Below are 18782 nucleotides of genomic sequence, written 5' to 3'. Positions count from 1 at the left end.
TCGGCGGCTTGTACATCACCGGGCCGGCGAAGCCTAGCGGAGACGGCAAGCCCGCGCATGACCGCTCAATTTGGAGCGGCCCGTTCCTATATCACTCACATGCGTCCGCAAGACATCCTGCTGCCAACTGCTGCCGGCCTATGCTGCAAGCCCGGCGCCTTCCATATCGACCCTGTCCGTCCCGTGGAGCGGGCCGTGATCACCCACGGGCATTCCGACCATGCCCGCGCCGGCCATGGCGCGGTGCTGGCGACGCAGGAAACGCTCGATATGATGCGCCTACGTTATGGAGAGAATTTTGCCGGGTCGACCCAAGCGATCCGCTATGGCGAGGAGATCCGGCTCGGCGACGTCACCGTCAAGTTTCACCCGGCCGGCCATGTGCTGGGATCGGCGCAGGTCGCGGTGACGGCTAAGGACACCTGCGTCGTTGCCTCCGGTGACTACAAGGATGCGCCTGATCCGACCTGCACGCCCTTCGAGCTGGTGCCCTGCGACGTCTTCATCACCGAGGCGACGTTCGGGCTGCCGGTGTTCCGGCACGGCGATGCGAGCGACGAGGTGAAGAAGCTGCTCGCCTCGGTCGCATTGTTTCCGGAGCGCGCACACCTTGTCGGTGCCTATTCGCTCGGCAAGGCACAGCGGGTGATCGCGCTGCTCCGTGCGGCCGGCTATGACGCGCCGATCTACCTGCATGGCGCGATGGAGACGATCACGCATTACTATCAGAGCCGCGGCATCGAACTTGGCGAGTTGCGGCCGGCGAAGGGCGTGAAGAAGGCGGCGCTCGCCGGCACCATTACACTGGCGCCACCATCGGCAACGTCCGATCTCTGGACGCGCCGCTTTCCCGATCCCGTCACGGCGTTCGCCTCGGGCTGGATGCGCGTGCGTGCCCGGGCGCGGCAGCGCGGCGTGGAATTGCCGCTGGTGATCTCCGACCACGCCGATTGGGACGGCCTTACCGCGACCATCGCCGCAACTGGCGCCGGCGAGATCTGGGTCACCCACGGCCAGGAAGATGCGCTGGTGCATTGGTGCCAGAGCAAGGGCCTGAAAGCGCGGCCGCTCGATCTCGTCGGCTATGGCGACGAGGAGGAGAGCGAGACGCCCATTCAAGGCGAGGCCGAAGCATGAACCGCTTCGCCGAGCTGCTGGACCGCCTCGCCTACGAGCCCGGCCGCAACAACAAGCTGCGGCTGATCACCGGCTATTTCCGCGAAGTCGGCGATCCCGACCGCGGCTATGCGCTGGCGGCGCTGACCGGCGCACTCAGCTTCAAGCATGCCAAGCCTGGGCTGATCCGCGATCTGATCGCGGCGCGCGCCGATCCGGTGCTGTTCGGATTGAGTTACGACTATGTTGGCGATCTCTCGGAGACGGTGGCGCTGATGTGGCCGAAGGCCGCGCTGGCGGCACACAACAATCCGCCGCCTCCGACACTGACCGAAGTCGTCACCACACTGCGCACGCTCGGCAAGACCGAAATGCCGGCACAGCTGGCGCGCTGGCTCGACGAGCTCGACGAGACCGGCCGCTGGGCGCTGCTCAAGCTCGTCACTGGCGCGATGCGCATCGGCATCTCGGCGCGGCTGGCCAAGACCGCGGCCGCCGCGCTCGGCGACAAGGACCCGCACGATATCGAGCTGATCTGGCCCGGCCTTAGTCCCCCCTATCTCGACCTGTTCGCCTGGCTGGAGGGACGCGGCGAAAAACCCGTCAATCGCGATCCCGCGCCGTTCCGGCCCGTGATGCTCGCGCATGCGATCGAGGAAGGCGATTTCGCCGCGCTCGATCCCGCCGACTACATCGCCGAATGGAAATGGGACGGCATCCGCGTGCAGGCGGTCGCCGGCCGCGACGATCGGGGGCACATCACAGCGCGGCTCTATTCGCGCACCGGCGAGGACATCACCGGCAGCTTTCCGGATCTCGTGCCGTCGCTGCACCTGCCGGGCGCCATCGATGGCGAGCTTCTGATCCTGCGCGAGGGCCGCGTGCAGAGTTTCAACGTCCTGCAACAGCGGCTCAACCGCAAGGTCGTCTCGCCGAAACTGATCAAGGAGTTTCCGATTCACTTGCGCGCCTATGATCTGCTCGGCGACGACGAGAACGATCTGCGCGAGCTGCCTTTCGCGGAGCGGCGCGAACGGCTGGAGACCTTCGTCGCGAAGCTCGACGATGCCCGTATCGATCTGTCGCCCACCGTTCCCTTCGCAAGCTGGGACGCGCTCACCGCCGCACGTGCCAATCCCGCGAGCGCCGGTGCCGGCGAGGATGCCGACGCTATCGAGGGCGTCATGCTGAAGCGGCGCGATGCGCCTTATCTGCCGGGACGGCCGAAGGGGCAGTGGTGGAAGTGGAAGCGCGATCCGCACATCATCGACGCCGTGCTGATGTATGCGCAGCGCGGCCACGGTAAGCGCTCGTCCTATTATTCCGATTACACCTTCGGCGTTTGGACCGAGACCGAGAATGGCGAGGAACTGGTCCCGGTCGGAAAAGCCTATTTCGGCTTCACCGACGAGGAGCTGCTCCAGATCGACCGCTTCGTCCGCCGCAACACCACCGAAAAATTCGGTCCCGTCCGCCACGTCGTGCACGAGGGCGACAAGGGTGTGGTGCTGGAAGTCGCTTTCGAGGGATTGCAGCGCTCGCCCAGGCACAAATCCGGCGTCGCCATGCGTTTCCCCCGCATCAGCCGCCTGCGCTGGGACAAGCCGCCGCGCGAGGCCGACCGGCTGGAGACGCTGGAGCGGATGCTGAAGGCGGAGCCGGAGGAGATTGAGATATGAAACTGTGCTGGGCCGGGACTCGTTTCTCACCCGGTCGGTTGCGCCCCTTGTCCTGCTACCCCGCACTCCGTCCTCATCCTAGGAGCCCGCCTAAAACGGGCGTCTCGAAGAATGGCCGCAGGGAAACACTCGCAATCGCCCCGCGGAGAGGTGGCCCGGCGCACTGCCCGAATTAAACTCCCGTAACCCGATTGACGCCCGGTTGCGGGTTCCCCATGTGCCTCGCCGTGCCTTATAATGGGGTCGAATCCGCCTTCAGGAGTTTGTGATGGTCCAAGACGTCAGAGATTTGCCGGCCGGCCGCAGCGACGGCCTGCACCGCTTTCTCGGCGGCTCGCCGCTGACCGTCGCGTTCCGCCTGGTGCTGCTCTCGATCCTGGTCGGCGTCGTGCTGGCGGCGATCGGCTTCGACCCCTGGAACATCATCCACAGCATCCGCCTCTTGTTCCAGCGTCTCTGGGATCTCGGCTTCGATGCCGTGAACTGGCTGTGGCGCTACTTCCTGCTCGGCGCGGTCATCGTGATTCCGATCTGGCTGCTCTCGCGCGTGTTCGGCGCGCCGCGCGGCCGGTAAGGTGTGATTGAGGGAGTGCGCAGCCGATGCAACTGCGTTTCGTCGGCTGCGGTGACGCTTTCGGCTCCGGTGGCAGGCTCAATACCTGCTTCCATGTCTCGGGACGCGAAGCCAACTTCCTGATTGATTGCGGCGCGTCGGCGCTGCCGGCGCTGAAGCGGCTCGAGATCGATTGCAACGAGATCGACCTGATCCTGATCACGCATTTCCACGGCGACCATTTTGCCGGGCTGCCGTTTGTCTTGCTCGACGCGCAATTCTCACGGCGGACGCGGCCGCTGACGATCGCGGGTCCGCAAGGCATTGCGTCGCGGCTTGCCCAAGTGATGGAAGCCCTGTTCGAGCATTCCTCCAAGACCAAGCAGCGCTTCGAGCTGAACGTGGTCGAACTCGCACCCGAGCAAAGCCGAAGCTTCGGCGCCGTGACGGTGACGCCCTATCCGGTCGTGCACGGCGAATCCGGCGGTCCATTCCTCGCCTATCGCGTCGCGGTCGAGGGCCGCACGCTCGCCTACAGCGCCGATACCGAATGGACGGAGACGCTCATTCCGCTGGCGCATGGCGCGGACCTTTTCATCGCTGAGGCCTACATGTACGAGAAGGTGGTCAAGAACCATCTCAGCCTGAAGACTTTGGAACAGCATTTGCCCGAAATCGGCGCCAAGCGGCTGGTCCTCACCCATATGAGTGACGACATGCTGACGCGTCTGGATGAAATCGAACACCTCGCCGCCGAAGACCGCATGGTGCTCGTGTTCTGACATGCACGCACCGGTTCATCCCAGGATAGGCTCCCGCCAGGTGTTCGCCATCGCGGGTCCCGCGATGGTCGCGAACCTCACGACGCCGCTGATCGGCGTGGTCTCGACCACCGCGATCGGCCGGCTCGACGATGCCGCACTGCTCGGCGGCGTCGCGATGGCCTCCGTCATCTTCGACTGCCTGTTCTGGCTGTTCGGCTTCCTGCGCATGAGCACGCTTGCGTTCACCGCGCAGGCGCTGGGCGCCGGCGAGACGCGCGAGCAGACCGTGATCCTGGTGCGCGGCTTCATCGTCGCGGGCCTGATCGGTGCGGCGCTGATTGCGCTGCAGCTGCCGCTGGGGGGCCTGCTGTTCGACCTGATGGGCGGCAGCGCGGGCGTGACGCAGGCTGCGAAGACCTACTTCATGATCCGGATCTGGTCCTCGCCGTTTGCCTTCGCCAATTACGTCATCCTGGGCTGGCTGGTCGGGCAGGCCCGCGCCAATCCGGCGCTCGCGCTGCAGGTCGTCATCAACCTCATCAACATGGTGGCGACGATCCTGCTGGTGCTGGTTTACGACACCGGCATCGCCGGCGCGGCGATCGCGGCGCTGCTGTCGGAGACGACAGGCTTCGTGCTGGGCGTGATCGTCTGCCGTCGCTATGCGACCGGCGGCTTCAAAGTGCCTCGCGCAACGCTGTTCGATCGCGCCAAGCTGATGCGGCTCTTGGCGGTGAATTCCGACATCATGATCCGCACCGCGGCGCTGATCGCCGTGTTCCTGTTCTTCACCGCCAAGGGCGCGCGCGCGGGCGACGTCACGCTGGCGGCGAACTCCGTGCTCAACAATTTCCTCCTGGTCAGCGCCTTCTTTCTCGACGGCCTCGCCAATGCAGCCCAGCAGCTCTGCGGCCGCACCTTTGGCGCGCGCGATCCAAAAGGCTTTGCGGATTCGATGCGGCTGGTGCTGCTCTGGGGCCTCGGCTTTGCGCTGGTCGTCGCGGTGCTGTTTGCGCTGTTCGGGCCAGCGCTGATCAATGTCATGACGGCGAGTGAGGATGTTCGCCGCGTCGCGCGCGACTTCCTGCCGTTCATCGTGCTTGCGCCCATTCCCGGTGTGTTCGCCTTCGGCTTCGACGGCATCTATGTCGGCGCGACCTGGGCGCGCGAGATGCGCAATCTGATGCTGCTATCGCTGGCGATCTTTTTCGGCGTCTGGCTGGCGCTGCAATCGTTCGGCAATGCCGGCCTGTGGAGCGCGCTGATCGCGTTCTATGTCGCCCGCGGCGGCTTGCAGGGCGCGCGCTATCCGGCGCTCTACGGGGCGACGTTTTCGAAAATCTAGCCGTCGTGTCCCGGACGCGACGCGGCATGAAATTGACGCGACGCAGAGCCGGGACCCAGCAGGTATGGGCCCCGGCTCTGCAGCGCACCGCTGAAGGAGCGCTGCGCTGCGTCCGGGGCACGAGACCGCCTCACATCCTCGGCCAGTCTTCCGCGGTGAGTGTCGCCGCATCCGCGCCGACGATCTCGGACAGCGAATCCCGCCCCGTCCGGAGCAGCGTGGAGGTCAGGTCGCGCTTGATCTCGTCGACAAGGCCGAGACCCTTATAGACCAGCGATGAGTAGAGCTGGATCAGGCTGGCGCCGGCACGGATCTTGGTCAGCGCGGCGCCGCCCGAGTCGACGCCGCCAACGCCGATCAGCGGGAATGCGCCCTCGACGCGCACATAGGTTTCCGCAACCATCCGCGTCGACAGGCGGAACAGCGGTCGGCCGGACAGGCCACCTTGCTCCTTCGCCCGCGACTCCTCACGCAACGTGCTCGGCCGCGCGATCGTGGTGTTCGAGACGATCATGCCGTCGACCCGGCGCGAGCGCGCGACCTGCACCACGTCGTCGAGCTGGGCAAGGCTCAAATCCGGCGCGATCTTGAGCAGCACCGGCGTGTCGCCGGCCTTCTGACGCACCCGCTCGCGCGCGTCGATCACGCGTACGAGCAGGTCGTCGAGCAGTGCGCCTTCCTGCAAATTGCGCAGGCCCGGCGTGTTCGGCGAAGAGACGTTGACGGTGAAATAGCTTGCGACCGGTGCAAAGGTCTCGATCAGCTTGACGTAGTCGGCGACGCGGTCCGGCGAATCCTTGTTGGCGCCGACATTGACGCCGACGATGCCGCCGTGCTGCGCGCGCGCCGCAAGCCGGCGCAGGGCTGCCTCCGCGCCGTCATTGTTGAAACCCATGCGGTTGATGATCGCCTCGTCGCGCTCGAGCCGGAACAGCCGCGGCCGCGGATTGCCTTCTTGCGGTTTCGGCGTCACCGAGCCGATCTCTACGAAGCCAAATCCGAGCCGCAGCAGCGCGTCCGGTACCTCGGCGCTCTTGTCGAAGCCCGCGGCCATGCCGATCGGATTGGGAAAGTTCAGCCCGAAGGCGCGCACCGCGAGCTTGGGATCGTCGGCACGCGGCTTGACCGGTGGCAGGAAGCGCAGGCCCTGGATCGCCAGGCGATGCGCGTCCTCGGGATCGAGCCAGCGCAGCACCGGCAGCGAAAAGGCGTCGAACGCGCGGATCACGGGGCGAGCTCCGGCACATCGTGACCACCGTCGGAGCGCATGTTGAGGTTCAATACCGCGATCACCGCGCCGAGATCGAGCTCGCCATAGAGATGCGGAAAGAGCTCGTCGTTGCGCGAACGTTCCCAGCGCAGCTCGCTGCCCAGCGCATCGCCATCGACCTCGACCAGGAACAGCGCGCGCTGTCCGAAATAGTGCTTGCGCAGGGTTTCGGGAACTTGGGCGGCGGTCGAGAAATGGATGAACCCGTCGCGCGCGTCATCCGCGCTGCCGCGGTAGACGCCCTGCCGTTCCGCCTCGCGCCAGGCCGAGGCCGGACAGATTTTGTAGATCTTGACCACCGCTTACGCAGCCTTGTTTGTTCTTTGAGTCTTTTGGGTTTTTTCGTCTCTCGCGGGTCTTCGAAACCCGGGCGCGACCGTAAAGGCCGGCCCTTCCGAACTCAAGATCTAGAGCCTTTTCCGGTCCGATGAAATCGGAAACGGCGCTCTGGATTCCTGTTTTGACGCGTTTTCGTGACGCGAACCGATAGCCATTTCGATTGAAAACGCTTTCGCCCGCTGCCCCTTGCGCGAAAAACGGAAAACCGGTTGATTTGAGGACAGTTTTCCTGAGTTGCGACGGGCTGGACCTTCCATGGTCAGACAGGCCAAAGCGCAGAGGATGCTGACTCACGGCGAGATCTGGGCCGCGCTGGATCAGCTGGCGGCGCGCGCCGGATTGTCGCCGTCCGGCCTCGCCAAGCGTGCCGGGCTCGATCCCACCACCTTCAACAGGTCCAAGCGCATTACCGCTGACGGCCGCGAGCGCTGGCCTTCGACCGAATCGATCGCAAAGGCGCTGGCCGCCGCCGACGCTTCGATCGACAGCTTTGCGAAATTGATTGAGGACGACCGCGCCGGCGACGGCCGTTCGGTGCCGCTGCTCGGCCTCGCGCAGGCCGGAACGAGCGGCGCTTTCGACGAGGCCGGCCTTCCATCCGGCAGGGGCTGGACCGAAATCGCGCTTCCCACCTCCGAGGACCGCCACACGTTTGCACTGGAGATTTCCGGCCATGCACTTGCGCCTGTCTATCGCGACGGCGACATCGTCCTGGTCTCACCCGGCGCGCCGATCCGCAAAGGCGATCGCGTGGTGGTGAGGAGCAAAGCGGGTGAGATGACGGTCGCGACGCTGAAGCGCCGCACCACAAAGGCGCTGGAGCTCGAACCGCTCGATGGGACGCAGGCCGATCGCACGATGGCGGCCGGCGATGTCGCGTGGATCGCGCGCATCCTGTGGGCAAGCCAGTGATTGTTTCCCGCCGACGTCGTGATCAGGCGACGACATCAGCCAGGCCGCGTTTTGTCTGCCGCAACCTTGCGACTCACTGCCGCTCTCGCACAGGTTGCGCCCCCTATTGCCGACCAAATTCGTCTCGAGGGGGAAGATGATGAATCACCGTCACGCATTGAAGGCCCGATCAGCTGGAAACTGGTGGGCCCTGCGTGGCGGGCGAGCTGGTCAAGCGCGGTTGGCCTTACCCCGCACGCCTATCTCGTGCACATCGGGCTCAACGCGGCTTGCCGTCTCCTGAGACACGGTCGTTCGCTGGCGGACAGCGCGCCGGCGGCGGGATTTTGCGATCAGGCCGCACTCAACAAGCACTTCAGGCGCTGCTACGGCATCACGCCCCTGCAGTTTGCACAGGCCGCGCGGGCTGGCTGACGCCGCAATTTCAGCAAATACTCCCAGGGAACATACATTTTAAGCGATGCCTGGAGGTTCCGCGATGTCCACGATCGATCATGCCGCAACGACCGGGCGCCGCCGGGTCGCCGTCGTCGGCCTGGGCAGCATTGGCGGCGTCATTGCCGGCGCGCTCGATGCGACCGGCCGGCACGACGTCACCGCCTGCGTCAGACACGGGATTGCGCGGCTGGTGGTGGAACGTCCCGACCGCACGATCGAAGCGCGGCCACGTATATTGACGGATCCGGCACAGGCCGACATCCATGACTGGGTGCTGCTGTGCACCAAGGCGCAGGATACCGCCTCGAGCTCGCCCTGGCTGCAGCGGCTCTGCGGCGCCAGCACGCATGTCGCGGTCCTGCAGAACGGCATGGGCCACACCGAACGGCTTGCGCCATTCGTCGGAGGGGCGACCGTCGTGCCGACCATCGTCTATTACAATGGTGAGCGGCTTGCGCCCGACCGCGTGCGCTACCGCCGCGCCAGCGACCATGATTTTGCGGTGAGCGATGATGCCGGTGGCCGTGCCTTCGTGGAATTGCTCGAAGGCACGGGAATGCAGATCCTGGTCAGCCCCGAATTCAAGACGATGGCCTGGCGCAAGCTGCTGCTCAACGCGATCGCCAATCCGATCACCGCGCTCACGCTGCAGCGCCAGGGCGTGTTCAGGCGCGAGGACATGGGCTCGCTGGTGCTCTCCGCCCTGGAAGAAGCCGCCGCGGTCGCGCGCGCCGACGGCGCCCGGCTCGCAGACGACGAAGCCTTGAAGCTGCGGGCAATGCTGATGACGTTCCCGCCCGATGCCGGCACCTCGATGTATTTCGACCGGCTGGCGGGGCGGCGCTCGGAGGTGGACGCGCTCACCGGCGCGGTGATCGCGGCCGGCGAGCGCCACCAGATCGCAACGCCGCTCTGCCGCGTGCTGCTGACCTTGATGCGCGCGGCCGATGCCGCGCCGATCCCTGGCCTGATGGAGAAAGCGAAGTGACCGCACCATCGAAACCGAGACTTCCGGCATTCGATCCGGCCGACGTGAGCGAGAGCAATTTCACGAGCTATCCCGAGATGCACCGGATCATGCCGTAGAGGCAGGCCGCATCTACGCGCTCCGCGCCAGCGCGCCGTCGATCATGTTCACCGCGTTCTGCACGCCGTACACGGCGACGAAGGAGCCGAAGCGCGGGCCCTTCTCCTGGCCGAGCAGCACCTGATAGAGCATGTTGAACCAGTCGAGCGTGACGCCCGGGCGGCCGTCCTTGCCCTTCTTGATCTGATCGAGGAACGGCTCGCGGCGGCCGATCTCATAGACGACGTTCTGGATGTCCTCGGCCGTGGCGTCCTGCGGCAATTGCGATAGCGCATCGCGCAGATCCTGCAATGCCGCGCGCTCGGTCTCGGTTGGTTCGCGGAACTGTTTCGTCGGCGCGACGAAGTCGCGGTAGTAGTTGATGGCATAGCCGACCATCGCATCCAGCTTCGGATGCGTCTGCGGCGTCACGCCGGGACGATAGCGGCCGATGAAACCCCACAGCGTCTCGGCGTTCTCCGCGTTCGACGACGACACCAAGGTGAGCAGCAGCTGGAAGGTGACGGGCATGTCGCCCTTCGGCGGCTTGCCGTTGTGGATGTGCCAGACCGGATTGCCGAGCTGCTGCTTGCCGTCCTGCTTCGGAAAGCCATCGAGGAACTGCTGGTAGTCGTCGACATTGCGCGGGATGACGTCGAAATACAGCCGCTTGGCCGCCTTCGGCTCGCGATACATGAACAGCGACAGCGATTCCGGCGAGGCGTAGCGCAGCCATTCGTCGATGGTGAGGCCATTGCCCTTCGACTTCGAGATCTTCTGGCCCTTCTCGTCGAGGAAGAGCTCGTAGTTGAAGCCCTCGGGCGGCGTGCCGCCGAGCGCCTTCGCGATGGCGCCGGAGAGCTTCACGGAATCGATGAGATCCTTGCCGGCCATCTCATAGTCGACGCCGAGCGCGACCCAGCGCATCGCCCAGTCGGCCTTCCACTGACATTTGACGTTGCCGCCGGTGACGGTCGTCTCGACTTCCTCGTTTGTGTCTGGATCGACATAGGTCACGGTGCCGGCCGCGACGTCGCGGCGGATCATCGGCACCTGCAGCACGACGCCCGTGGTCTTGCTGATCGGCAGGAACGGGGAGTACGTCGCGCGGCGGTCCGGCCCCAGCGTCGGCAGGATGATCGCCATGATCTTGTCGTAGGCAGCGAGCATCTTCAGCAGCGTCGCATCGAAGCGGCCGGACGTGTAGTAGTCGGTCGAGCTCGCGAACTCGTAGTCGAAGCCGAAATGATCGAGGAAGGCGCGCAAGCGCGCGTTATTGTGCGCGCCGAACGACGGGTACTCGTTGGAGAACGGATCCGGCACCCGCGTCAGCGGCTTGCCGAGATGCTCCGCCAGCATCTCCTTGTTGGGGACGTTGTCGGGCACTTTCCGAAATCCGTCCATGTCGTCGGAGAATGCCAAGAGGCGCGTCTTGATCTTGTCCTCGGTCAGCACCCGGAAGGCATGGCGCACCATCGAGGTGCGCGCGACCTCACCGAACGTGCCGATATGCGGCAGGCCCGACGGGCCGTAGCCGGTCTCGAACAGCACCTCGTCCTTCGGGCTTTTCTTCAGCCGCGCGACAATGGCCTTCGCCTGCTCGAACGGCCAGGCGTTGGACTGTTCGGCGAGCGCACGCAGGTCGCTCGGGTTCGCGGCAAGATCGATAACGGACATCAGGGGCCTCCGGGCCGCGGAAAATAGCGATTTCCGGGCAGAATGCAATTTGTGGGCGGTGTAGCCTCTTGCACCGTCATTGCGAGCGAAGCGAAGCAATCCAGAATCTTTCCGCGGAAAACAGTCTGGATTTGCTTCGTCGCAAAGGCTCCTCGCAATGACGGCGGAGAGATCAGCGAAGAAACTAGAACGGGCTCACCGAGAAATACCGCAGCCACAGATCGGTGTAGCGGCCTTTTTCCCAGACGCGGAACATCGCCCAGTTCAAGGCCTGGCGCAGCACGTCGTTGCCCTTGCGCACGGCGATGCCGATGCCTTCGCCGAAGAAACGGCTCTCGACGAAGGGGCCGCCGGAAAAGGCACAGCAATCGCCGGAATCGGTGCCGTTGATCCAGAACGCCAGCGAGATGGCGTCGCCGAAGATGAAATCGACCTCGCCTCTGCGTAAAGCTGCGCGCATCGCGTCGTCACCGGGATAGGCATGCAGCTCGGCATCGGTGAACATCGCCTTGAGATAAGCCTCATGCGCGGAGCCGGCGATCACGCCGACCTTCTTGCCCTCGAGATATTCGGGCCGGATCTCCGGCATCACCGCATCCTTGCGCGAGACGAAGCGCGCCGGCACCCGGTAATAGGGATCGGTGAAGTCGACGCGGGCGCGCAGCTGCGGGCTCACCGCCATCGAGGCGATGATGGCGTCGCCCCGGTTGGAGGTGAGCGCATCGACCAGCGTCTCGAAACGCCGCATCTGCACCGTGCAGGTGACCTTGATCTCCTCGCACAGGCTGCGGGCGAGATCGACATTGAAGCCGGCCGGATTGCCGTCCGCGCCGGTGAAGTTGAACGGCGGATAGTCGGTCTCGGTCAGGAAGCGGATCACGGTCAGGCGCGACAGGTCCGGCCGCTCCGGTCGCCGACGTGGGTCCCAGAAGCCGGGCACGGCCTGCGGGGCTGCTTGGGGGACGGCCTGAGGGGGGGTCTGTGGCGCTGCCGGAGGCCGCTTGGCTGGCGTCTGGGCCTCGGCAGGCTGGGCTGCGAGCAGGCACGCGGCGGCGGCCAACCCCATCAGCAAGCCACGGGCAGATTTGAACGATTTCGCCTGTTGCGATGAAGCCATCGACCGGAAAGCAATGAATTTCGTTGGGATCGGAGGGCCTTATAGACCATTCGGCTGCGAAGGCGAGTGCCGATTGTGGGCTCGGTAAAGGTCCCTTGGTCGTCATGCCCGGGCTTGTCCCGGGCATCCACGAACTTGAAGCAGCTGCGGTTGGATCAGGCCCTCAGAGATACCGCTTCAAATCAGCTGCCGCCTCTTCCGGCGTTCGCTTCAGATTGAACGGCGAGACGAAGCGGCCGTCGCGATCCATCAGATAGACCAGCGCAGTGTGGTCCATGGTGTAGTCGCCGTCCTTGGTCGGGACCTTCTTGGCATAAACCCGGTAGGAGGTGATCACCTTGGCTGTCTCGGCAGGATCGCCGGACAGCCCCTCGAGGTGGGGATCGAAGCTCGACAGATAATCCTTCATCGTCGCCGGTGTGTCGCGCTCGGGATCGACCGAGATGAAGACGGCATTGACCTTATCGGCGTCCTTGCCCATCGCCCGCAGCACTTCCGAGATCTCGAACAGCGAGGTTGGGCAGACGTCGGGGCAATGGGTGTAGCCGAAGAAGATCAGGGTCGGCTTGCCCTTGAGGCTCTTGTCCGTGACGGCTTTGCCGTTCTGGTCGGTCAGCTGGAACGGGCCGCCGATCGCCGCCGGCTGCGCCACCTTGCTGACCCCGCCCATGGCCCAGAACATGATCAGGAGCCCGGCAATGAGGCTTGCGGCAAAGGCAGTCGCGATCACCAGCGGACGGGTGGCGGGGCTCATGGGTGAAAAACTTCCTGTCGCAGGTCAGAAGCAGGCGGCAAAGCCGGTCCTGAGCATTTCGAAGAATACCTGGCTGCCATAGTGGAACCAGAGCGCCAGCGCGCCAATCAGGACGAGACCGCCGATTGCCGCGCCGGCCCACAGCAGCACGGATGACATCCGGCCGGCAGTGGGCGAATTGTCCGATAGTGGATGCGCGGGATGTAATGGTTGAGCCATGACAACGATCGGGACGAAGGTCCCGGTTCCCAGGCTTTCAGATAGGCCTTGCGCCGCCTGCGGGCAAGACGCTGTCAGCGGCGCAAAGGAACGCCGTCATGCTGCGACGATCAGTGGAGGAACTGGCCCCGAGCGGATTCGAGTTGCTCCGCTTGTGGGAGCGACCGGCGCGACGGCTTGGCCGTCGAGGCCTGCGCATCCAGATAACAGGGCCGGTACATGGCCTCGAGCTGCTTGCCCCTCAGGAAGAGCATGCGTGGGGTAAGCCCGCCCCGCTGGCCGATCCAGCGCCTCACCTGCGAGGGATACATCGCATAGAGCATCTGGGTTGCTTCAGGATTGGTGACGGCGCGGCCGTTGGCGCCGAAATCCCAGGCGGCGTGGAAGCCAAGCGTCGCATGCGAGGTCACGCAGATCCGGTTGTGTGGGATGGCGCCGAGGACGATGGTGCAGGCGGAAGCGCAGAGGCCGTCGATGATGACGGTCTCGCCTGATTGCCTGAGATCCTGGTATCTATCGACGTAGGTTCCAATTCGGCCGCCGCGGTCATCAGCGATCCGAACCACCGCGTGAGAAGCCCCCATGCCCGCGATCAAGAGAACCGCCGCAAGCAATCCCGTCAGAAACTTCATTGTCCCCCGCCCCAGTCGTATTCGAATCTGCGTGTCAGGTGGTGATGCACAGCTAGCGTCTGTTGTAACCAAGGTTTTGTCTAGGCAGGCCGCCCGGCGCAAAACAAATTCAAATCCAGTGTTGCGTCCGCGCTGCACTCCGCCTGTGTCTATCCCAAAGTGGAACACGTTAACGAGGTCTTACGCGCCATACCCTTGATCTCAGTTACAACCGCTGGCTTCAATCCGGGCAATTACAGGGGGGAACTCATGGAGGCGGAAACACATGGCTGAAGAAACCGACATCATCGTGGTCGGCGCGGGACTGTCGGGCCTCGTTGCCGCCACCGAAATCGCCGACGCGGGCAAGCGCGTGATCGTCGTCGAGCAGGAAGGCGAGCAATCGCTCGGCGGTCAGGCGTTCTGGTCGTTCGGCGGATTGTTCCTGGTCGATTCGCCGGAGCAGCGCCGGCTCGGCATCAAGGACTCGTTTGAGCTCGCGATGCAGGACTGGCTCGGCACCGCCGGCTTCGACCGCGACGAGGATTTCTGGCCGCGCCAATGGGCCGAGGCCTATGTGGCGTTCGCGGCCGGCGAGAAGCGCGGCTGGCTGCGCGCGATGGGCCACCGCATCTTCCCCGTGGTCGGCTGGGCCGAGCGCGGCGGCTACGACGCAATGGGCCACGGCAATTCGGTACCGCGCTTTCACGTCACCTGGGGAACCGGGCCCGGCATCGTCGAGCCGTTCGAGCGCCGCGCACGTGAGGCGACGAAGAGTGGCCGGTTGATTTTCAGGTTCCGCCATCGCGTCGATGCGCTGTCCGTCACCAATGGTACCGTGGATGGCGTCAGTGGCGCCGTGCTCGCGCCAGACGATGTCGAGCGCGGAAAGAGTTCCTCGCGCAACATCGTCGGCCAGTTTGCGCTGAAGGCGCAGGCCGTGATCGTCGCCTCCGGCGGCATCGGCGGCAATCACGAGCTGGTGCGGCAGAATTGGCCGAAGCGGCTCGGCGATCCCCCGAAGTTCATGATCTCTGGCGTGCCCGAGCATGTCGACGGCCGCATGATCGGCATCACCGAAAAGACCGGCGCGCGGCTGATCAACCGCGACCGCATGTGGCACTATGTCGAGGGCATCCAGAACTGGTCGCCGATCTGGCCGCGCCACGGCATCCGCATCCTGCCGGGTCCCTCGTCGATGTGGTTCGACGCGACCGGTACCCGATTGCCGGCGCCGCTGTTCCCGGGCTCCGACACGCTCGGCCAGCTCAAATACATCATGTCGACGGGTTATGATTATTCCTGGTTCATTCTGACCCAGAGCATCATCAAGAAGGAATTTGCGCTGTCGGGCTCGGAGCAGAACCCGGACCTGACCGGCAAGAGCTGGCGCATGACCTTGCGCCGCGCCACCAACAAGGGCGCGCCAGCGCCGGTGGAGGCGTTCAAAAGCCGTGGTGTCGACTTCATCGTACGGGACAAGCTCGAGGACCTTGTTGCGGCCATGAACGAGCTCGCCGGCAGCGATCTGCTCAAGCTCGAGCACATCAAAATGCAGATCGAGGCGCGCGACCGCGAGATCGCCAATCCTTACGTCAAGGATGCGCAGATCATGAACATCCATAATGCGCGGCGCTATATCGGAGACAAGTTGATCCGCACCGCCTCGCCGCATCGCATCCTGGATCCCGCGCAGGGGCCGCTGATCGCGGTGAAGCTCAACATCCTCACCCGCAAGACGCTGGGCGGCTTCGAGACCGATCTCGACTCCCGCGTGTTTGGGGAAGAGGGCAGGGTCATTCCGGGCCTCTACGCCGTCGGTGAAGCCGCCGGCTTCGGTGGTGGCGGCGTGCATGGCTATCGCTCGCTCGAGGGCACTTTCCTCGGCGGCTGCCTGTTCTCCGGGCGCAATGCAGGCCGTGCCGCCGCCAAGGCGGTTGGGTGACTGACAAGGCTGGCCGGTGCACGGTGGCGCACCGGCCTCAGCCGCGGCGAACCATCTCCTGCAACAGGCGTTCGGTCAGCGAGAGCTGATCGAGCCGCAGAGACAACAGCTCGTTCAGCTCGGCCATGTGGGCTCGAAGTCGCTCGGCCTCCTCCGGCCTGTCATCGAGATTTCGGATAAGGTCGCCGAGCGCCCCGAGACATTGCTGCATCGTCACGATGGCTTGCCGCAGCGAATCGCAGTCTCTCATGATGTCGGCGACCAGGCTGGTTTGGCGAAGCGGCAACGCGATGACGTTATCGACCGCCCCCGCTAGCGCTTCTTGCGTGTTTCGATCGGCCATCGCGTTCCCTCATGCATCATGGCGGGGTCTTGGTCTCTTCGGGTCAGGCCGCGCGAACCGTGGTCAGGAACTGCTCGACCTCGGAGTGCAATCGTGCGCTGTCCCTCGACAGCATTTGCGCGGAGGCAAGCACCTGGGTCGAAGCCGAACCAGTCTCCGCTGCCCCGTGCTTCACATCGCCGATGTTGGCTGCGACCTGGTTGGTACCTTGCGCCGCCTGCTGGATATTGCGGGCAATCTCCTGCGTGGCCGCTCCCTGCTCTTCGACTGCCGATGCGATCGCCGAAGAAATCTCCGAGATCCTGCCGATTGTTCCGCTGATCTCCTTGATCGCGACCACCGACTCCTGGGTGGCGGCTTGAATGTCGGCGATCTGATGACCGATCTCTCCGGTCGCCTTCGCTGTCTGCTCGGCCAGCGCCTTGACCTCGGACGCAACCACAGCAAAGCCGCGCCCCGCTTCGCCGGCTCGCGCCGCTTCGATCGTGGCGTTCAGAGCGAGCAGATTGGTCTGCCCGGCGATCGTGTTGATGAGTTCGACGACGTCGCCGATGCGGGTGGCCGCCTGCGACAGCTTGTTGACCCGATCATTGGTCCTCTGCGCCTGCTCCACCGCCGCGCCGGCAATTCTGGCGGCGTCCTGCACCTGGCGGCTGATTTCGGTCACTGACGAGCTCATCTCTTCGGTGGCGGAGGCAACCGATTGAACGTTGGTCGAGGCTTCCTCGGAGGCGGCAGAGACGACGCTCGACAGCTCCTGGGTGCTGTCCGCTGCCTTGCTCAGGGTCCGGGCCGCCGCTTCGAGCTCCGTCGCCGAGGACGACAGCGTGTTCACGATGTCGCCGACCGCGTCTTCGAACTGACCCGCGAGCCTGTGCATGTCGGCCTTGCGCTGAGCGGCAGCGCGAGCCTCCATTTGTGCCTGCTCGGCACGCAGACGGTCGGCCTCGATCATGTTGTCTTTGAACACCTGGACCGCATTGGCCATCTCGCCGACCTCGTCGGTGCGGCCCACGCAGGGAACGTTCGTGGAGGTGTCGCCGCCGGCGAGCTTGCCCATGGCAAAGGTCATCCCCCGGATCGGCGCGGCGATTGAGCGGGACGTGAACAATGCGATTGTCCCGCCAAGGCCGACTCCCGCTGCCAACAGCGTCCACAAGACCAGCTTCAGCAGCGAGATGCTCTCCTGCACGCCCAGCGTCTCCTCGGCGAGCATCCGTTTCTGATCGGACTTGATGCCTCCCGAGCGGGTGCCATCGACGCCCTTGGGTCCGTCGAGCAGGTCGAGAATCCTTGCGGCGCGCGGCGCGGCTTCGGTCACCAGCAGATGAACCGGCGCGTTCCAGTCCGGAGACTCGCGAAGCGCGAAGATCCTTTCATAGAGGGGCGCGAACTCGCTTTTCGCCTTTGCGATCCTATCGAAGGACGCCTGCTGCGAGGCGGTGAGCAGATCCTTATGCGCATTGACTCCGGCATAGCCTTTCTCAAAGGCTTCCCATGGCCTCACGAATTTATCCTTGTCGGTCTTTTCGCCCGAAAGCAGGTACATCCGGAGCTGAGCCGTGGCAGCGGCAAAATTGCCCCGCGCATCGGCCATTGCCTTGAGCAATTTCTTCCGTTCCGGCGTCGCTTCCTGTGCCTCCTCCTGATCGATCATCTTCGTGATCTCGGAGAAGATCATGTCTGCGCGCGGGCTGGCCTCGATGACCATGAGCTTGGTCGCGGGATAGGCATCAGGGGTGAAAGCGATCGCTTCGGCCTTGTCCTGCGCCGTGCGACTCGGCGAGCAACAGCTTGGCCTGCTCCCACTTCTGCCGGTTCTCCGGATTGGTGAACTGCGCCGCCTGCTCGTCGAATGCGGCTACTGTCCTATCCATTTCCTTCCACATCGACGCGCGATCGAGCTTGCCTTGCGGATTCCCACTGAGCAAATAGCCGCGCAAGGTGGCGAGCGTCGAATAGAGGTTGCCGATCAGCTCGGTGCTCGCCAGCGCGACGGGCGTGCGCAGATTCGTCATGCGATTGACCGTCGTGGAAATGCGCCCGACTTCGAATACGGTGTAGCCGACGGAAAGTGCGATGATGGCACAGACTGCAGCAAATCCGGCGATCAACCGGCCACCGATACGCAATCTGAAATAGGACACTGGCAAACACTCCGAAGTTATGGGCTTCAGGCCTAAAGACGTCGCATGAAAATTCCCGCGCGAACGATGCCGCAGACGGGCACGGTCGTTTGACGTGACCGGATTGGGCGATACCCCATCGTGCCGCGCATTGGCGTGCTCGGCTGGCAATGATCCCGGACAGATCGAAGCGCGCGCCGCTCGAGCAATCCGGACGATGATGCAGCGCCCCGCTACCCGCTACTACCGTCAGTTTCACGTCCTTTCGATTCTGACTTGGACGTGTGCCGACAAGGTGACCAAAATTGCTTATTGCGGCATTAAGAAAAATTTGTTCGCAAGCTCTCTCAACGCGCAAAAATTGCGCGCTACTTCCGCAGCCGGCAAGACGCAGGGCTTGCCGGCTTTTTGCGTCTCCATCGACAGAGCGCTGCGCCACCATCAAAACAGGTGCGAAGCATCTCATTCGGCCTGCGCAAATATCGATCGCCACCGCGATTGGCGGCGT

19 protein-coding genes are annotated in these 18782 nt (G+C 64.4%); 9 read left to right on the top strand and 10 right to left on the bottom strand.

Translation table 11 applies throughout. The features are described from left to right. The first annotated feature begins 99 nt into the window (after positions 1–99). The 5 genes from P6U27_RS35815 (at position 100) to P6U27_RS35795 (ending at position 5457) form a co-directional block, all read left to right on the top strand. Complete coding sequence (locus tag P6U27_RS35815; protein WP_129145883.1) at positions 100–1137, top strand: ligase-associated DNA damage response exonuclease; 1038 nt, start codon at positions 100–102, stop codon at positions 1135–1137. Continuing rightward, positions 1134–2795: an ATP-dependent DNA ligase gene (locus P6U27_RS35810; protein ID WP_407193476.1), complete on the top strand. Its 1662-nt coding sequence runs from the start codon at positions 1134–1136 to the stop codon at positions 2793–2795. Before P6U27_RS35815 ends, P6U27_RS35810 begins: the two co-directional genes overlap by 4 nt. Before the next feature lie 268 nt (positions 2796–3063). Continuing rightward, entirely contained in the window at positions 3064–3369 is a 306-nt protein-coding gene (locus P6U27_RS35805; protein ID WP_122406050.1) for a DUF6460 domain-containing protein, read from the top strand. Positions 3370–3395: 26 nt separating this feature from the next. Further along, positions 3396–4130 (top strand): MBL fold metallo-hydrolase, encoded by a 735-nt coding sequence (locus P6U27_RS35800; protein WP_122406049.1) that lies wholly within the window; start codon positions 3396–3398, stop codon positions 4128–4130. Position 4131: 1 nt separating this feature from the next. Beyond that, a complete protein-coding gene (locus tag P6U27_RS35795) occupies positions 4132–5457 on the top strand; it encodes an MATE family efflux transporter (RefSeq protein WP_122406048.1) in 1326 nt (441 codons plus the stop codon). A 130-nt stretch (positions 5458–5587) separates the two neighbouring features. Here P6U27_RS35795 and P6U27_RS35790 read toward each other — a convergent pair whose 3' ends face one another. Then, positions 5588–6685: a quinone-dependent dihydroorotate dehydrogenase gene (locus P6U27_RS35790; protein ID WP_122406047.1), complete on the bottom strand. Its 1098-nt coding sequence runs from the start codon at positions 6683–6685 to the stop codon at positions 5588–5590. Next, entirely contained in the window at positions 6682–7026 is a 345-nt protein-coding gene (locus tag P6U27_RS35785; protein ID WP_122406046.1) for a DUF952 domain-containing protein, read from the bottom strand. Before P6U27_RS35785 ends, P6U27_RS35790 begins: the two co-directional genes overlap by 4 nt. A 295-nt stretch (positions 7027–7321) precedes the next feature. Here P6U27_RS35785 and P6U27_RS35780 point away from each other — a divergent pair, with 295 nt between their 5' ends. The 3 genes from P6U27_RS35780 to P6U27_RS35770 all read left to right on the top strand — a co-directional run bounded on the left by P6U27_RS35780 (position 7322) and on the right by P6U27_RS35770 (position 9404). Next, entirely contained in the window at positions 7322–7978 is a 657-nt protein-coding gene (locus P6U27_RS35780; protein ID WP_122406045.1) for a helix-turn-helix transcriptional regulator, read from the top strand. A gap of 18 nt (positions 7979–7996) precedes the next feature. Continuing rightward, positions 7997–8392: a helix-turn-helix domain-containing protein gene (locus tag P6U27_RS35775; RefSeq protein WP_376707290.1), complete on the top strand. Its 396-nt coding sequence runs from the start codon at positions 7997–7999 to the stop codon at positions 8390–8392. Between the two features lie 64 nt (positions 8393–8456). Then, positions 8457–9404, top strand: a complete 948-nt coding sequence (locus P6U27_RS35770) for a 2-dehydropantoate 2-reductase (protein ID WP_129145871.1) — start codon at positions 8457–8459, stop codon at positions 9402–9404. A gap of 111 nt (positions 9405–9515) precedes the next feature. Here the strand turns inward: P6U27_RS35770 and P6U27_RS35765 are convergent, their stop codons facing one another. The 5 genes from P6U27_RS35765 to P6U27_RS35745 all read right to left on the bottom strand — a co-directional run bounded on the left by P6U27_RS35765 (position 9516) and on the right by P6U27_RS35745 (position 13881). Further along, on the bottom strand, positions 9516–11159 hold the full coding sequence (locus P6U27_RS35765; RefSeq protein WP_122406980.1) for a lysine--tRNA ligase: 1644 nt from the start codon (positions 11157–11159) through the stop codon (positions 9516–9518). 184 nt (positions 11160–11343) lie between these two features. Further along, positions 11344–12276: a transporter substrate-binding domain-containing protein gene (locus P6U27_RS35760; protein WP_129145870.1), complete on the bottom strand. Its 933-nt coding sequence runs from the start codon at positions 12274–12276 to the stop codon at positions 11344–11346. Between the two features lie 163 nt (positions 12277–12439). Beyond that, positions 12440–13030, bottom strand: coding sequence for an SCO family protein (locus P6U27_RS35755; RefSeq protein WP_122406043.1), 591 nt, complete (start codon positions 13028–13030; stop codon positions 12440–12442). A 24-nt stretch (positions 13031–13054) separates the two neighbouring features. Then, positions 13055–13249, bottom strand: coding sequence for a hypothetical protein (locus P6U27_RS35750; protein WP_122406042.1), 195 nt, complete (start codon positions 13247–13249; stop codon positions 13055–13057). A 110-nt stretch (positions 13250–13359) separates the two neighbouring features. Next, positions 13360–13881, bottom strand: a complete 522-nt coding sequence (locus P6U27_RS35745; protein ID WP_162500495.1) for a hypothetical protein — start codon at positions 13879–13881, stop codon at positions 13360–13362. A gap of 265 nt (positions 13882–14146) precedes the next feature. Here P6U27_RS35745 and P6U27_RS35740 point away from each other — a divergent pair, with 265 nt between their 5' ends. Next, positions 14147–15805, top strand: a complete 1659-nt coding sequence (locus P6U27_RS35740) for an FAD-binding dehydrogenase (RefSeq protein WP_129145867.1) — start codon at positions 14147–14149, stop codon at positions 15803–15805. A 37-nt stretch (positions 15806–15842) separates the two neighbouring features. Here P6U27_RS35740 and P6U27_RS35735 read toward each other — a convergent pair whose 3' ends face one another. Genes P6U27_RS35735 through P6U27_RS35725 form a run of 3 tightly spaced genes read right to left on the bottom strand, consistent with a single transcriptional unit; the run spans position 15843 to position 18445 of the window. Beyond that, positions 15843–16148, bottom strand: coding sequence for a hypothetical protein (locus P6U27_RS35735; protein WP_122406040.1), 306 nt, complete (start codon positions 16146–16148; stop codon positions 15843–15845). Positions 16149–16191: 43 nt separating this feature from the next. Beyond that, positions 16192–17859: a methyl-accepting chemotaxis protein gene (locus tag P6U27_RS35730; protein WP_407193475.1), complete on the bottom strand. Its 1668-nt coding sequence runs from the start codon at positions 17857–17859 to the stop codon at positions 16192–16194. A gap of 22 nt (positions 17860–17881) precedes the next feature. Continuing rightward, on the bottom strand, positions 17882–18445 hold the full coding sequence (locus tag P6U27_RS35725) for a hypothetical protein (RefSeq protein ID WP_407193474.1): 564 nt from the start codon (positions 18443–18445) through the stop codon (positions 17882–17884). Positions 18446–18782: the final 337 nt, after the last annotated feature.

The organism is Bradyrhizobium sp. STM 3566, assembly GCF_045571445.1.
Taxonomy (GTDB): domain Bacteria; phylum Pseudomonadota; class Alphaproteobacteria; order Rhizobiales; family Xanthobacteraceae; genus Bradyrhizobium; species Bradyrhizobium vignae.
This window is presented reverse-complemented; position numbering and strand designations above follow the sequence as displayed.